At 47.3% G+C, this 15,719-nt stretch carries 15 protein-coding genes; 4 read left to right on the plus strand and 11 right to left on the minus strand.

Annotation, left to right across the window (positions count from 1 at the left end):
• Window positions 1–444: 444 nt before the first annotated feature.
• The 4 genes from B3K42_RS10455 to B3K42_RS10470 all read right to left on the minus strand — a co-directional run bounded on the left by B3K42_RS10455 (window position 445) and on the right by B3K42_RS10470 (window position 4,755).
• Entirely contained in the window at window positions 445–1,341 is an 897-nt protein-coding gene (locus B3K42_RS10455; RefSeq protein WP_292598646.1) for an ROK family protein, read from the minus strand.
• Window positions 1,342–1,464: 123 nt separating this feature from the next.
• Complete coding sequence (locus B3K42_RS10460; RefSeq protein ID WP_292598648.1) at window positions 1,465–1,938, minus strand: cache domain-containing protein; 474 nt, start codon at window positions 1,936–1,938, stop codon at window positions 1,465–1,467.
• Between the two features lie 149 nt (window positions 1,939–2,087).
• On the minus strand, window positions 2,088–2,798 hold the full coding sequence (locus tag B3K42_RS10465) for an N-acetylmannosamine-6-phosphate 2-epimerase (protein WP_292598650.1): 711 nt from the start codon (window positions 2,796–2,798) through the stop codon (window positions 2,088–2,090).
• A gap of 433 nt (window positions 2,799–3,231) precedes the next feature.
• Window positions 3,232–4,755 (minus strand): DUF4127 family protein, encoded by a 1,524-nt coding sequence (locus B3K42_RS10470; RefSeq protein WP_292598652.1) that lies wholly within the window; start codon window positions 4,753–4,755, stop codon window positions 3,232–3,234.
• 865 nt (window positions 4,756–5,620) lie between these two features.
• Here B3K42_RS10470 and B3K42_RS10475 point away from each other — a divergent pair.
• The gene (locus B3K42_RS10475; RefSeq protein ID WP_110990642.1) at window positions 5,621–5,872 is read left to right on the plus strand and encodes a hypothetical protein; all 252 of its coding nucleotides are present in this window, start codon (window positions 5,621–5,623) and stop codon (window positions 5,870–5,872) included.
• Window positions 5,873–6,291: 419 nt separating this feature from the next.
• On the opposite strand, the gene B3K42_RS10480 is transcribed toward B3K42_RS10475, so the two are convergent.
• Both B3K42_RS10480 and B3K42_RS10485 read right to left on the minus strand, forming a co-directional pair.
• Window positions 6,292–6,522: a hypothetical protein gene (locus tag B3K42_RS10480; protein WP_110990643.1), complete on the minus strand. Its 231-nt coding sequence runs from the start codon at window positions 6,520–6,522 to the stop codon at window positions 6,292–6,294.
• Between the two features lie 450 nt (window positions 6,523–6,972).
• Window positions 6,973–7,926: a right-handed parallel beta-helix repeat-containing protein gene (locus B3K42_RS10485; RefSeq protein WP_110990644.1), complete on the minus strand. Its 954-nt coding sequence runs from the start codon at window positions 7,924–7,926 to the stop codon at window positions 6,973–6,975.
• 272 nt (window positions 7,927–8,198) lie between these two features.
• Here B3K42_RS10485 and B3K42_RS10490 point away from each other — a divergent pair, with 272 nt between their 5' ends.
• The 3 genes from B3K42_RS10490 to B3K42_RS10500 all read left to right on the plus strand — a co-directional run bounded on the left by B3K42_RS10490 (window position 8,199) and on the right by B3K42_RS10500 (window position 10,151).
• Window positions 8,199–8,321, plus strand: coding sequence for a hypothetical protein (locus tag B3K42_RS10490; protein ID WP_258367322.1), 123 nt, complete (start codon window positions 8,199–8,201; stop codon window positions 8,319–8,321).
• A gap of 30 nt (window positions 8,322–8,351) precedes the next feature.
• Window positions 8,352–8,621, plus strand: a complete 270-nt coding sequence (locus B3K42_RS10495; RefSeq protein WP_258367323.1) for a hypothetical protein — start codon at window positions 8,352–8,354, stop codon at window positions 8,619–8,621.
• Window positions 8,622–9,257: 636 nt separating this feature from the next.
• Complete coding sequence (locus tag B3K42_RS10500; protein ID WP_110990645.1) at window positions 9,258–10,151, plus strand: EamA family transporter; 894 nt, start codon at window positions 9,258–9,260, stop codon at window positions 10,149–10,151.
• 55 nt (window positions 10,152–10,206) lie between these two features.
• On the opposite strand, the gene B3K42_RS10505 is transcribed toward B3K42_RS10500, so the two are convergent.
• The 5 genes from B3K42_RS10505 to B3K42_RS10525 form a co-directional block, all read right to left on the minus strand.
• Complete coding sequence (locus tag B3K42_RS10505; protein ID WP_110990646.1) at window positions 10,207–11,172, minus strand: ABC transporter ATP-binding protein; 966 nt, start codon at window positions 11,170–11,172, stop codon at window positions 10,207–10,209.
• A complete protein-coding gene (locus B3K42_RS10510; RefSeq protein ID WP_110990647.1) occupies window positions 11,165–12,157 on the minus strand; it encodes an ABC transporter ATP-binding protein in 993 nt (330 codons plus the stop codon). The genes B3K42_RS10505 and B3K42_RS10510 overlap by 8 nt, the downstream gene beginning before the upstream one ends.
• A 4-nt stretch (window positions 12,158–12,161) precedes the next feature.
• On the minus strand, window positions 12,162–13,034 hold the full coding sequence (gene nikC, locus B3K42_RS10515; protein ID WP_110990648.1) for a nickel transporter permease: 873 nt from the start codon (window positions 13,032–13,034) through the stop codon (window positions 12,162–12,164).
• A gap of 5 nt (window positions 13,035–13,039) precedes the next feature.
• A complete protein-coding gene (locus tag B3K42_RS10520; protein WP_110990649.1) occupies window positions 13,040–14,050 on the minus strand; it encodes an ABC transporter permease in 1,011 nt (336 codons plus the stop codon).
• 75 nt (window positions 14,051–14,125) lie between these two features.
• Window positions 14,126–15,697 carry an ABC transporter substrate-binding protein gene (locus B3K42_RS10525; protein ID WP_110990650.1) on the minus strand — a complete coding sequence of 524 codons (1,572 nt, stop codon included), beginning with the start codon at window positions 15,695–15,697 and terminating at the stop codon, window positions 14,126–14,128.
• Window positions 15,698–15,719 lie beyond the last annotated feature (22 nt).

The raw sequence follows: 15,719 nt of genomic DNA on the forward strand, positions 1-15,719 counted from the left end.
AGAGGCCTCACAAAAGCGAGTAAATGGCTAAAAGCTCTCGCTCGCAGGGAGCCTTATCTATTTGTACACTGGACAATGGGGATATTCTATGCGGCTGGATAATGGGAGCCGGATGAATCGAGAGGTTCAAGTCCGGTTCTGAGAGAGCCTGGGGGTGAAATCCCCCTGGGCTACTCACCGGTTAAAAAGAGAAACAGGTTCGCCGTTGAATGGTTCTCCGTTCGCTAGGAGAACCTGTTCTTTGTTCCAGAGCGAGGATCTGTTCTTCCTTCTTGGTAAAGATCATGATTCAAGAGTGTTTGGAGTCTAGCCAGCTATGAAAAATGCCACTGATCGTTCAACTGTATTTTGGTTCTGCGGCTTGCAACTTGGAACTGACAACGCACAACTGCTCTTCATAGCGTTCAGCGTTATCTTACAGGCGGCTCTTACTTGCGAAGCCAGTCATTCATTTCCGGATGCTTCTCCGGCCATCGCATAGACAGCTGCGCCTACTATTCCTGCGTCGTTTCCCGAAAGAGAAAGAACCACATCTTCTTCGGTATACAGCGATGATCTTGAGAGCACTGAAAGTTCCTCTCTCAGGCTGTTCAAGAATCTCTTCCCGAGCTCACACACTCCACCTCCCACAACTACTATGTCGGGGTCTAAACTCAGGAAGACCGAATCGACTACGATCGCAAGATCTCCTGCTACGGTACTTACTGCTTCTTCAACAACTGGATTGCCGTTTAGATACTGTTCGATGAGAGCGGCTCTGTCCATTTCTTGGCCTGCTGCCGCTGCCACAAGGCTATGGATAAGGCGCATAGATACATATTGCTCGGCGCACCCCTCCTTACCGCAATTACAGGGTTTTCCACCAGGGTGTATGATGATGTGGCCGAATTCGGCTGCCTCTCCGCGCTTTCCTAGAAGAGGAGAACCGTTTATCACGATTCCCCCGCCAAGGCCACTCCCCGCCGTTAACATTACCAGCGTTTCCGCCCGGCGATAGTTGCAGAACCATTCACCGAATGCAGCCGCATTTGAATCGTTCAGAACGGCGGTAACAACGCCTGTCTTCTCCTGGATGAGAGTCTTTACCGGCACTCCGGTCCAGTTAGTGAGATTGCTCGTAGCCAGATTCACATTCCCGGTGATAGGATCGACTCTGCCTGCCGTACCGATGCCTATAGCTTCCACGTTGTGCGCGGCTAGCTCTTCTCTAACTATCTCCAAGAGCTGGTCTTTGAGATTTATGGCGGTAGGAAATAGTCTCTTCTCGGAGAGTGTGCCATTTGAATCCACAATCGCCGTCTTGATCATCGTTCCACCGATATCTATTCCGAGAGCAAGCATTCATACACCTCGCTTCAGAATTAAGCCAGAAATAAACTCCGGGTCTTCTTGAAATATATTGAGACCTGATTTGTTGTTGTGGGTATTCGAACATTCAGGTCTATTCATTCAGAACCAAGAAACTCATTGCTCCTGTTTGTAATATCCCATTCCAATCACATATGTTAACTCTCCGTGAGTAGCGGACATCACGTAGGCGCTCTTGAATGTTGCAGGACCTCCGTCTGGCAAGGGCCAAAAGAAATCTACCCAGCCTCCTCCCTGATTCAGGGCGACTTCAAAAATCCTGACAATCATATAGAGTCCATTCTTGTCTTTGAGAGATATCAGGTTTCTGCCCTCAAAGACGGTTGGATTTCCCGCGTTGACTAGATTGGTTCCGCTATCGTCGTAGATGAAGATGTACTCCTCACCAGTGAAGAACTGACTGTTTCTGTCGTAGAAAAGCGGAAATATCTCCGGCCCATTCTCTTCGATCAGCCCGGCCGCCTTCTCGACCCTTGCCTGAATTTCAAGTCGTTTTTCTTCTTCGCTCATGCCGAGGGCGATTGTAAAGGTCAAAAGCACGATTAGAAACGTTAAGAACAGATTCTTCAAAATGACTCCTCCTTACACACTCAGTATTTCATGTACTCCCAATTATTAGTCTACCGTGTAGAAGTTCATTCTCTAGCACACTTCAACAGCAAATCGCACCCCGAGCAAAACTCTACGGGATACAGACAAATCTCCAGCTATAGGCAACATCACTTGCCGGATTGGGAACGGCTCTTCTTCCAGTCTTCAAGGTAGGAAGTGAATTTCTTGGTTATTAGCTGGGGCCTTGTAATGACACTGCCGAGCGTGACCGAAAAGGCCCCGGCTTCGAAGGCTTTCACAACCTGTTCCGGCTCCCAGTAGTTGCCCTCGGCAATTATCGGAATATCGAACTCTTCAACAAGTGCCTCTACAAGCCGGATATCCGGCTTCGGTCTGGTCAGTGTCTCATCTGTGTATCCAGAAAGCGTCGTGGCGAGAAAATCGGGCTTGAGACGGGATACTTCCCTAGCATCCTCGATGCTGGAGATATCGGCCATTATCTTTTTGTCCGGAAATTCTCTTCTTACGACGGCAAATATCTTGTCGAGCCCTTCGGGTCTCTTTCTCAAGGTGCAGTCTATGGCGACAACATCGGCGCCTGCTCTCAAAACCGTGAGGGCGTCTTCCGAAGTTGGGGTTATGTAAACAGGATATCCCGCGATGTTTCGTTTGTTCAGTCCGATTAAGGGTATGTCGAACGCGGACTTAATATCCTCAATGTCTTGCGCCCCGTCTGCCCTTATCGCAGCGGCTCCTCCCATTATGGCTGCCTTCGCCATCAGCACCATCATTCCGCGGCCGTGGAGAGGTTCGTCCTCCAGGGCCTGGCAGGAGACGACTATCTTCTTTTCTATCTTATTCAGTAGTTCTGAACGCAATTCAGTCACCTCAGGTTTCACCTTTCGTGAACCTCATCATCATCTATATGATCTTATTTGGAATTCTATCATCTTGTTCCTTAGTTCCAGAATCAGTCATCATTATGGAGTAAATGCGGTTTCATGCACCTCTAGCTCATGATCTTAAATCCCCGCTTGTGCGGAGGAGATCGCTTGCAGCTGGAAGATCCGCTTATCAAGACATGCTGCACGCTTAGAATCAAGGACCCGCTAATCGTTGGGAAGAAAAGTTCTAGCAACCAAGAACAAACACCGAACAACCTTTCTCAGTGAACCATTTCAAGGCTGCGGCTTTTTTCGTATACAAAGGTGCGTAGGGTCAAGAGATGGCGCTCCTCCCTCAAGGACTTAAGATCAGGACTATCAGGAGCCAACGACAGCATTCGCGCAAAGACCAGCATATTGGTGGCATTTAACTCCCAACTTGTGGGTAATGATGGGCTCTCGGCACAACCGAAAGACCCAGTTCGAAGGATCTGTGCCAGGGGAAGAAGAGTCGTTCAACCTCGAATTCTATTCCCAGAGCCTCTTGAACAGGAGGAATATAAGGAATCAGTTCACTCTTCACAAACTCCTCGGCCCATAATTCGACGGGAATTACAGTCCACGGCTTTGACCCTCTTTTTTCTGCCTCGACCAGCAGCCTTTTGCGTATATTCGACTGAAATGCCCAGTGCTCAAGGAAGAAGATCGCCTGCAATTCCTTGATCCTTGACTGATCTACCTCCAGCAGCCCCTTACTTCCCAGAAGCTGGACTATCGAATGGGCGCATACTGTTCCAAGAGTGTTTCCGGCTGTGTTCCAGGCCGAGTAATTCGTTTCCAGCCAGTTCAGTTCGCTTCTCTTCAGCAACTCTTTGACCAGATAGTTGTCGGCGCCGTTGGTGTACTTTACATCGGCTATACCCTTTATCATCGAATCTGCCGTTTCGATCTCGCGAAAGAACCTGTCGTACGAACTCGAGTCGGTGGGAGCGAAAAGCTGCTGAGCGCTGTCGAGACCGACTTCCGGATTGTTAGCCAGAAGCAGAATCTCTCCTCCGCTGTCGACCACCTTTCCTCCGGCTGCCTCTATATGGTTTTGAATGCCCTGGTAGAGTGGAGAGCCTTCGTAGGGTGGAATGAAATCCTTATGCTCCGGAGAGGCGTAACGAACCTCAAAGGCCGGGGTCTCTCCCACCGATTCAGAAAGCACGCTGGCCAGTAAACTAAGTGTCGCCTCATCTGCACCTGCATGAATTGAAACCCTCGATCCTATTTTGAGAGAGTCTACCCTGGCCCGATGAATCTCGCTTTCGGCAAGGGATATGCTTTCCTTGCTGTTATCGTCGAGAACGAGATTCAAGAAGTCAATCACGCCTTTGTCTACCAGTTCTATTACTGAAGAGACAAGCTTTCGGTTTCTGATTCGTCTCACAAGATAGTCCGTTACGAAGTGAGAGGGAATCTTGCTGATCTTTTCGATCACGGAGCGGTGAACCATCTCACCTCTGAAGCTCCTGGCGAGAAGTCTGGAAAGATCATACATGTCCAGCCCGAAGTATTGCCAGTAGTCCGGTTCCTCTTCGGACGAGTTGTAGAAAGGAGTTCTTGTTATAGTCGTGGTTGCGTAGATCTTCACGACGCGTTCCTTAAGCCCCTTCAACAGGTCGAGCCTTTCCTGAAGAGTATCCAGGGTATCCAGACTCATTCGCGAGGGTATAAGTCCGCCATGTGCCAGCATGTCGATAGAAATGACCAGATAATCTCCCTGCACGACAGTCTGCTCAAGCCATCTGAGAAGCCTGCGAATATCCGGGGGCGTTTTCTTTGCCCCCAGATAAACTTTTGGCGGAGTAACGACTTCTATGTTCGCGGCTCGAGCCAGCAACAGGAAATAATCTCTCGTGCAGAAACGCTCATCTACAGGGAGAAAGATTACTCTCTTATCAAACATATTCTTACTTCATCGCCCGGCAAACCCGCATCATTTTGATCGGACCACAGCTGGAAGAAGTCTTGTTTCTGTTTGTGCAGCTCAAAGAACGGCAAAATCTCGCTCCGTAAGAGATATATAGATTTCCAACGATATCCATGCCTGATTAGTTTGACCTCCTCGTGACTCTCCTTTGTTATCAAACTACCAGAAACGATTGATTTCTCCAAAGCCCGGAAGGAGTCTTTAAAAATGCTCAGAAACGACTACAAACAAAGGCTTACAGGTAATACTGAAATAGAAAGAAGTCTCCCTGGTCTAGCCAGAACACTTGATGACAAGAGAACGGAATTCTGATAGTTGTAGACTTAGAAACCCGCTTAAACTGGACAGAGAGCTTTCAATTTCGCGATGAAGAAGTAATGTGGATTAAGCAGTCATTGTGCAGAAAGGAGCCAACTTCAGCGGAACTGCGCTAGTTCCTTTTTCAACTTTCACGGGAACCATTTAAGGCAAAGTGACGAGGTTTGGAAAGGTTGAAATTGAAGTGACTCTGATCAGCCTAAAAGAGGATACTGTTTTCATCCTGAACATGTGAGGGACTTTGTCTGGTGAGAATATGTCCGGCGCTGCGTCCGCATTGATGAAGGGTTATCCCGTTGACTCGGATTACACATGGCTTTCGCAAGAGAGTAATGACAGCTCGGTACTGGTTCGGTAGTATTTGATTCTGGTCATGTCATACGCCTTGAATTTCTCATGAAGCGCAGGTATTTCAGGAAAATGTATTATTATTAGTTTGGCCCCGTTTGATTGAGTTGATCTGATCTACCTGGACATACTATTGACAAGACAACAGTCACGAGAAGAATTAAAGGGGGTTATTATGCCGAGGCTAACACCTATCGCATTATTGAAGCGCTGCGCAAGTTCCACTCTGGTTGTCCGCACAAAAACGAGCGTTCAGAATCTACCTTCTCTCTTTGGAAAAAAATATGGAGAGACTGCCGCCTATTTTGGCGAGATGGGAGAATCCCCTGCCGATATCCCATTTGTTCCCTATCACAACATGGACATGCAAAATCTTGATGTTGAGATAGGATTTCCCAGTTTCATTCGATCTGCCCGGAAAAGGTGACATCATTCAGAGCTGCATTTAAGCGTCTTTTCTGTCTACATGGGTCCATACAGCCAGATGGAGACGGTGTACAGCGAAATGGCCGAATGATAGGCAAGAACGGATATGTCCCCACAGGTAGCGTCTATTAGCAGTACTACAACGGGCCAGAATTCCCGGAGAGTCAGTATCTGACGAAGATTTTGATGCAAGTCGGAAGACCTGAGTGAGCGTCGCTGTTCGAAAATTCCCGGAACGTGGGTGGAACCGACTTCAACTCATTCTGATTCTGCACAGAGTTTGTGGAAATGTGGAAACGCTTAAGTGAGAATCGGATAATTAGTGAACAGAGGTCACTTTTAGGGCATCTGTTCTCATTCTTATCAATTGTCTTTGCTCCAGTAGAAGCACAACCCACTGCTAGTTAAGGGTTGCCTTCTTCAAGTATCAATTACACAGATTCCCGTCTGAAGATCTATGAGAGGCTTCGAAGCCCTGAAGGTGTCTGAGGTTTTTACTTTCAGAATTCTTATCCAAGCAACACTAAGCGCCGAGTTAATAGCTGCAAATGAAAACATCTCTCTGGGCTTGAAACTGAAAATGTAAGCTAAATTGGTTAGATACGTACCAATCTGCAGGCCGGGATATCGCAGGATTGTAGAACTTCTCAAGGGTTGGACTCGATAACGTTTGACTCGTCGAGATATTCTCTGAAAGCTTTTGAAGAAATATTTGCGTCAGCAAGGTTGATCAAGGCGATTACCATTGTCATCACGGCTTAGCCAAACCAATCGTAAACACTACAAAGACTGTTTTATGAAACCTGTCCCGTCTCATTTCCGCATCTCACCTTCATACATTAGTATACCATGCATTTGCTGAATGATGTATCTGTAATGAATTACCATTCAATGTGTAAATTTATTTCTGAAAAGAAGTTGCGAGTTGCATTACTCAGTGAGTTGAAATAATAGATATACAGAAGAATTATATGCGATCAAACCGTCTACATTCTTTGATCTGGAAAGCTTCTGAAAGAAGAATACTATGAAAAGCTCCGTCCAGCGAACGAAAAACATGGTTGCTATATGTTGGAGGGAATTGTGCTGTAATGTTCTAGCCTAGTCTTGTTCGACTCCCTTGCCCAGATCCTTATCGAAGCTGTAGAAGCTTTCATCCCAGAAGTCCATAGGACAGATCTCATCTTCGGACTCAAACCTGTTTCCCAAACCGACAACAGTCCCGTTAAATTCATCGCCTCCGCATTCACACTCAGTGCATCGATTCAGATAGAGGTCGAGACCATGCCGGATATTTCCGAAGAAGATATTACCTTCCAGCCTGGTTTCGGAAGATGAGTTGATCAGGATCCCGTTTTCGACGTTCTCGGTAACCACGTTCTCAGAGATAGATCCAGTAGCATTGCCACCAAGTGAAACCCCCACTGTATTTCTTTTGAATGTGCATCCTGTGATGTTGTACTTCAGATCATTTGTGAGGCTTATTCCAACTCCGTTCCTTTCGAAAACGGAGTTTTCGGCACTCAGAGTGGCATTACCATACGCATAGATTCCGGCCAGCCTCGTTTCTATATACTCCTCGTTATCCATGCCGTCATAGCATGTGATGTAGGAATCAACCACCTCAAGAGTCATTCCTGCGCCGCTGAAAGAGATTCCAAAGCGGCCGCCCGCTATGAAGGCGTCTTTGATCTGGCCGGAGGACCTGGATACGTTTATGGCTGCGCCACTGGCAAGAACTGTTACACTTTTTATCGAGAAACTCTTCGCACCTCTGACGAAAATCCCGAGATCCTTTCCCTCTTCGGGCACTATTGTTACTTCGTCTCTTGAGGAGCCTTCAATCATTATCTCTTTGCTAATTGAAAGGCTCTCCTTGTAAGTTCCAGGAAGGATTTTTATTGTATCGCCGGGATTGGCAGCGTCGATAGCTGCCTGAATACTCTTATAGTGGCCGTCCGGGTCGCCAACAATTAGAACCTCGGCGCTCTCTTGTGCCAGGCCTGTAGAAACAAATACAAGTAGAGATAAAAGCAAAACGAAGCATATCTTCATAAACGCACCCCCATTCCTTTACTACCATTAGTTTATCCCAATTTGGGTCAAGTACTCGATAGTTTTCACTATCAGGGTATTACAGATAACCATAAATCCTAGGCTTTGCCAATGATCGATGATTTGACTTGCTTTCTTAAACAGTCTAGTCTGCATTTCGCGATCGTTCTATTTGGAATGGTGCTAAAATCACTTGTTGTAAGGAAAGTTCGTGGTCCGTTGTGGTTATTCATGACTTCTCAGAGGCCAAAGTGAGAATTGGAGGCGAGAAAATGAACCGGATCATGCTGATAACGTCTTCTTTGGCGATTTTGCTAATGCTTCTTTCGGGATGCTTCTTCATTGATCCTATGGTAAAAGTTACCAAGCTTGTTAGCGATTTCGAGAAGTATTAGGAAGATGAAAATGCCGCGTGTCTTGCAGAATTGTATACGAATCCGGCGCTAATAAACACGGCAGAGAAATCTTATACACAGATTATAGACGCTTATTCAAGCAGATTCGAAGGAAGAGATGTTATCTTCTTCGACAGGGGAGACGTTGAAGTGGACTTCAACGTTGGAACAACTGAAGCGACAGTAGAATTCAGCGCCGTAATAGACTGGACGTCAGGTCCCGATGATCATCGCAAGTATAACTGGACAGTGAAAAAGATATCCGGCAACTGGTTCATCTCAAGATCCAATGAATATTAGTCGATTTTTTCTTAGGCGTCAGCTTAGTAAAAAGAGGACTGACTTTACATTCATTTTTGCCGACCGCTGAGCGCTGTGAAGAACCGCACTTAGATGAGATTCGATGCAAAAGTAGTGAGGAAAGAGGTACGAAGATCAAGAGGGTAATAAAACGGTTATTCCTTCTGATACTACGCGTCCAGGTTCTTCGTTCTTGGTAAAGGATTCCGTCCAAGAGCAGAAGTGATGCTACTATAAAACACCAGACCCAAGGCGCCGAAGAATATCGGCCGACGCTATGCCTGCTAAGAACATGCCGGGACGGAATGTACTGAAGAACATCAGTGGACGCAATGCTGCCTTTGGCAGGAGGCGATTTGGAAGCCAGTCTGCTGTGCAGGCCAGTCTTTACTTCGCAAAGGCCAGTTCCGACTTAGCCGGGCATGAGAGCCGTCCTTCGATAGAATCCTCGAAGAACGGAGGACGGTCAACGGGTAACCTCTGTCCGTAGCTCTTTCCTACCCCCTACGCCGTACCCGCTAGCACGGACGTTTACCACTTCTCACAAAAGTTTCTAAACCGTATTGTTTTTGACTAAATATTGTTGGATAATTCGATCATTACTCCGATTACCACTCGGAAGCCTGAGGTCGTGTCTTGAAGAAAAGTGGAGATGGAATGGCGATCCTCGCTTATATTCTCGTCAGTTTTTTCTGGGGATCGACCTATCTGGCCATAAAGATCGGTGTTGAGGGCATGCCGCCAATGTTTTTTGCCGGGGTCAGGTTCCTCATAGCTGGCTTAATAATGATTGTTTTCTCATATATCAGAGGCTACGCCTTCCCTGCAGGCAAGAGCGAGTTTTCAAGATTGTCGCTTATCGGTCTTTTCATGCTGCTGGGTGGAAATGGCCTCGTTGTGTTTGCAGAGCAGTGGGTAGATTCAGGTGTTGCTTCTCTCATAATGGCTACTATCCCGATCTTTGCCGGGGTATTGGAGCACTTTTTCATAAGAACGACTCGGTTGACTTTGAAGGCGCTTTCTGGACTTCTGCTGGGTTTTTTTGGTGTCTACTTTCTTCTGGTTCCGGCCGAACACGGTATTTCTATCGACATCCCCGGAATCCTGGTGCTCCTCTCTGCTAGCTTCCTCTGGTCTACTGGAACGGTACTGTCAAAAACGTTCAAGGGGAACAGCTCCATAGTCTCGAACATCGGGATTCAGATGTTTGCAGGCGGTGTTGGGCTGATGTTCGTTTCGGCAATAACCGGTGAGTTCTCAAGAGTAAGGTTCTCGATGAACTCGGTTCTAGCAATCGCTTATCTCATTGTTTTCGGGTCCTTGGTTGCCTACAGCAGCTACATCTATCTTCTTCAGAAGTGGCCTGCAACAAAGGCGGGTACTTATGCTTATATCAATCCCCTAGTTGCTGTCTCGCTCGGAGCTATCTTTCTCGGAGAGAAGATCAATTTTCTTATGATCCTCTCTATGGTGGGCATTTTTCTCGGAGTTCTCATAGTACAGAAGTCAAAGATCAAAGTATCAGAGTAGCAAGTATTAAAAAAGGCATGCCTCTAGGGACATGCCTCTCAGTAGTCTTAAGACCTCAGAGGGGATAGTGGCACCTTACGAAATGACCGGGTTTTGTCTCCCTCAACTCAGGTTCTTCCCTCTCGCATCTCTCATCTGCGAACGGGCACCTGTTATGGAATCTGCATCCAGAAGGGGGGTTTATCGAACTGGGTATCTCACCCTTCAGCAGCCGCTTTTCCCTTACGAACTTCGGATCGGGGATTGGATTGGAAGCCATCAGCAAATCAGTATAAGGATGCGAAGGGTGATTGAAGATCGTTGTCTTGTCTCCCATTTCGACAACTTCTCCCACATACATGACGGCGACCTTATCGGCTATGTAGTCAACGAGAGAAAGGTTGTGAGTTATGAACATATAGGTAAGACTTTCCTGGACCTTTATCTCCTTCAGCATCTTGAGAACCATGGCCTGGACCGAAACGTCCAGCGCCGAAGTAGGTTCATCTAGGACAATGAACTCCGGTTTGAGAACCATAGCTCTCGCAAATGCGATTCTCTGGCGTTGCCCACCCGAGAACTCGTGCGCATATCTGTACATATGATCGTCTATCAGCCCTACTTCTTTCAATACGGCCGCTATCCTGTCTCTTATTTCGATGTCGGTGATCTTGAAATGAATCTTCATCCCTTCCCCAATTATGTTCTTAATCAGTTTTCTGGGATGAAGCGAATTGTACGGGTCCTGGAAGACGATCTGCATATTTCTTCTCACTTCAAGCAGGTCCTTGCCCTTTAGTTCCAGAATATTCTTTCCATCGAACTCGATCTCTCCTGAAGTTGGTTCAATAAGTCTCAGAACGGTTCTCGCAAGAGTTGTCTTACCTGAACCAGATTCCCCTACAACGGCAAATGTAGAGCCTTTCGGAACGTCCATATTCACGTCGTCGACGGCTCTAACGAATAGCTTTTTCGAGAAGATGGACTTCTTCACTGGAAAGTAAGTCTTAAGATTTCTTATTTTGATCAAAGTCTCAGCCATCTTCTTTCACCTCGTTCTTGCCTTTGAAGAGATAGCAGGCAACATAATGATCGGGTTCTATTTCTAGGAATTGTGGTCTCTCTACCTTACAAATGTCCATTGCATGTGGACACCTGGGATGGAAGCGACAGCCGGACGGGGGGTTCACGAGATCGGGAACCGTACCCTTTATGGCCTTCAGTTCGTCCGTCCTACCTACCCTCGGCACTGCCTGAAGCAGACCACCCGTATAAGGATGTAACGGCTTTTCGAACAGCCTTGCTGTCGAAGCATACTCTACTGAGTTCCCGGCATACATGACAAGGACTTTGTCGCAGAACTCGGCCACCACGCCCATGTCGTGGGTGATCAACATCACAGCGTTTCCCATCTTCCTTGCGAGTTCGTCCAGCAATTCGAGAATTTGAGCCTGGATCGTAACGTCTAGAGCCGATGTGGGTTCGTCTGCAATGAGCAGCTTAGGATGGGTTGCCAGTCCCATTCCTATCATTACTCTCTGCGACATTCCTCCACTTAGCTCATGAGGATAACTGTTCATAACTCTTTCGGGATCAAGGCCGACAAGGCGGAGTATCTCTTTGACCTCTGGGTAGGTTTGTTTGATCTTGATCTTCTTGGATTTTGCAATTGACTCTCCTATCTGATAGCCTACCTTCATTACTGGGTTCAGCGATGAGCGCGGTTCCTGGAAGATCATCGACATTTCTACGCCTCGTATGTTGTTCATTTTCTCTTCAGATAATTCTACAAGATTCCTACCGTTGAAGATTATCTTTCCCTCCTGGATCTCTCCAGGCTGTTCGATCAAGCGCATTACCGCTAACGACGTGACAGACTTTCCACAACCGGTCTCACCCACGACTCCTAGCCTCTCTCCGGAATCCATCCAAAGTTCTACTCCGTTGAGAGCCTTCACTACTCCCCTGTATGTGTAGAAAGATACTTTGAGGTTAGATATATCTAATAGTTTTCCTCTCAGCTCCATACTGTTACCTCCTCAACCTTGGATCGAGCATGTCTCTTATTCCGTCACCGAGGAGGTTGAATCCAAGAACGACAAAGGCGATGAATATTCCAGGGAAAGTAGAAATCCACCACTGGTCGATCAGGTAGTTCCTGCCGTCGGAAACCATGGCTCCCCACTCTGGCGTGGGAGGCTGAACTCCCAACCCGAGGAAGCCGAGACTTGCCGCGGTGAGGATGATCGTTCCCATTCTGAGAGTCATCTGAACAAGAACGGGAGAAATACACATCGGCAGAACGTGAAGGAACATAATTCTCAGATTTCCGCCACCTGCCGCCCGAATCGCTTCAATGTATGGTTGCGATTTGACTTTTGTAGCTTCCGCTCTTGAAAGCCTCGCGTATGTAGTCCACGTGACAACGGATATGGCTATGATCGTGTTTGTCAGATTCGGCCCCAGCATTGCCGCAAAAGCCATTGCGAGGACCAGACTGGGAAAGGCTAGGAACATGTCCGTTATTCTCATGAGCACTTCGTCGACAATTCCGCCGAAATAGCCAGCCGTAACGCCTACGATAATTCCTATGGATCCGCTGATGACCGATACCAGGAAGATTATCCAGAGCGCGATCCTGGATCCCATGATAACCCTGCTGAAAATGTCCCTCCCGAACTGGTCCGTTCCAAAGAGATGCTGCCAGCTCGGAGCCTGCAGTTTTATCTGCAGATTCTGCTGGACCGGGTCGTAAGGAGCTATAAGTGGTGCAAAGGCCGCCATAAGAAGGAAGACAAGGATTATCGCCGATCCGATCATCGTGAGGCGGCTCTTTCTCCAAAGAAAGACTGTATGCTTCAAATCATCCATGAATGGTTTAGATACTTTTACGGTTTTTTCCATCTAGATCACATCCTCATCCTTGGATCGAGAAGAGCGTAAAGAATGTCCACGATCAGATTCGCAATTGAATATATCAAGGCTATATACAATGTACCGCCCATTACTGCCGGGTAGTCAAGGAAGAGCATTCCGGTGGTTATGTATCTACCCAGACCGGGCCAGGAGAAGACCGTTTCCGTAAGAACGGCTCCTTCCAGCAGACTTCCAAATACGAGTCCGATTATCGTAACGGTTGGTATCAGAGAATTACGTAGTGCATGGCGATAGATAACTACGTTTTTTCTCAAACCCTTTGATTTTGCCGTTCTTATAAAATCCTGCCTCAACACGTCGAGCATGCTGGCCCTGGTAATTCTAGCTATTGAGGCTGTTGCATTGTAACCGAGGACGAACGCAGGAAGAAGTATGTGCAGCAGGGCCTCTTTAAATGTGTCCCACTGCCCCGCAATAATCGAGTCTATCAGGTACATGCCTGTTACTCTTGGTGGCGGATAGGTGAAAAAGCCTAGTCTTCCGCTTCCCGGAAGCCAGCCCAACTTGAAATAAAATACAAGCAACAGAAGAAGACCAATCCAGAAGACCGGCATCGAGACTCCTAGTATAGAGAAGATTCTAGAAAAGTGGTCTATGGCTTTGTTGCGGTGAACGGCCGACAAGATCCCCAGAGTTATCCCCAGTATGATTGAGATCGTTATCGCGACGAGAGCCAGTTCCATCGTGGCAGGGAAATAGTTCCTGATATCCTCCATAACGGGATTTGAAGTTTTCAAAGAAATGCCGAAATCTCCTCTAACTGCTCCGGTGATGAATTTACCGAATCTGATTATAAGTGGCTGGTCATAGCCCAACTTTGCTTTAAGTCTATCAACGGCCTCAGGAGGTGCATTGCCTCCAAGAATCGCACCGACTGGATCGGCAGGTATGACATTTGCTATGAAGAAGACAATACAGGCGACTCCAAAGAGAACAATGATCATTAAGAATAGTCTTCTGAGTAAGAATTGTCCGAAGTTCATAGATTTACCCCCGTATCAATATCTGATTTTTGGGAAAGAATACGCCCCGCTCATTCGAGCGGGGCGGGGGAAACTTTACTTAGATACCTTGGTGAAGTCGAACAGCATTCCGTAACCGAAAGCGGCTTCTTCAAAGTTCTTGACTTCTTTGCGAATTCCCCAGAACTCTACAGTCTGGTAAAGCATTGCAAAGGGTCCATTGTGGAACCAGTATTCCGTCAGGTCCTTGTAAATCTGTTCACGCTTGTCCGGATTGGGCTCGATCTGACCCCATTCACACAGAGTCGCCGCGTAATCATCGAACCATGCATTTCTCCATGCGAGCTGGTTTGCCCTGTAGCTTGCGTGAGCCATTGCAAGGTTGTCCGGGTCTGGATAATCGTTACCCCAGCCGGCAATGATCATCTGATGACCCTGAGCCCTGTACTTGGCATACATCTGAGAAGACTGCATTATCACGATATTTGCCTTTATTCCTGAAAGCGCCAGGTCGGCCTGGATCTTTTCGGCTTCGGCCTTTCTTGTATCCGTGTTGCTGGTCAGCAGTTCAACTTCAAATCCGTCAGGATAACCGGCTTCGGCAAGGAGAGCCTTGGCCTTCTCGATATCCTGATAGAATGGATTCTCTTCGACATATCCGAAGTAGCCCTTGTTTATGAAACCCTGTACGAGGAGAGCGTTGTTTAGCATAATATCTTCGACTATCTCTTCGTAATTGATTGAGAACCTTACGGCTTCTCTTACCTTCGGATTTGCAAGGGGTCCCCAGGTCGCGTTCATCGCGAGATATTCGTTAGAGTGTCCAGGAACTTTGACTTCAACGACGTCGGGATTTCTCTTGGCCTCTTCCAGTAGCTGAGGTGTGAGATCCCAGGCAACGTCTATGTCTCCTCTTTCGAGAAGAAGCCTCTGGTTCGATGCCTCTGGAATGTCTCTTACCATGATTCTCTTCAGAGGAGGCTGTTCACCGTAGTAATGGGGGTTGGCTTCAAGAAGGATAACGTTGTTTCTTTCCCACTGAACGAGAACGTATGGACCGGCGCCTGCGGAGTGGTCTGTAAGCCATGCACCACCAAGGTCTCCATCGACTTCGTGTTCAAGGACTACGTCTTTGTTGACGATACCTGTGAACATGTTGGATAGAATCCCGAGAGTGATGTTCTCGGCATAAGGAGCGTTCAACGTTATGGACACATTGTAATCGTCGATCTGCTTTATCTTCTCATCCACGTTGTCCTTGTTTATGCCGAAGATATCGACCAGGAACCATGCAGAAACCGACTCGAGAATTATGGGCCTCTTCAGGGAGAAGAGAACATCCTCGGCTGTCAGAGGATCACCATTTGAGAACTTGACTCCCTTCCTTATATTGAAGGTGTAGGTCAGTCCATCTTCGGAGATTTCCCAGCTCTCGGCGATGTCGGGAACCGGAACGATAACGCCGTCGATTGCCTCCAGCTTTACCAACTGGGCATAAAGGGCTGCGACGATCTTGTTCGGGAAGACCTCATAGGCAACGGCCGGATCCATAGTTATGAAGATCCCTGTGTTTGCAGCTATTACAAGAGTGTCCTTCGGGGTTGCAGCAAATCCACTTGCCGCAACGATAAGTACCATTAAGAAAACTAGCATGAAGCTTCGCTTCATTCTTGCACCTCCTTTTCCACTA

Origin of the sequence: Mesotoga sp. UBA6090 (assembly GCF_002435945.1) — a bacterium.
GTDB lineage: Bacteria > Thermotogota > Thermotogae > Petrotogales > Kosmotogaceae > Mesotoga.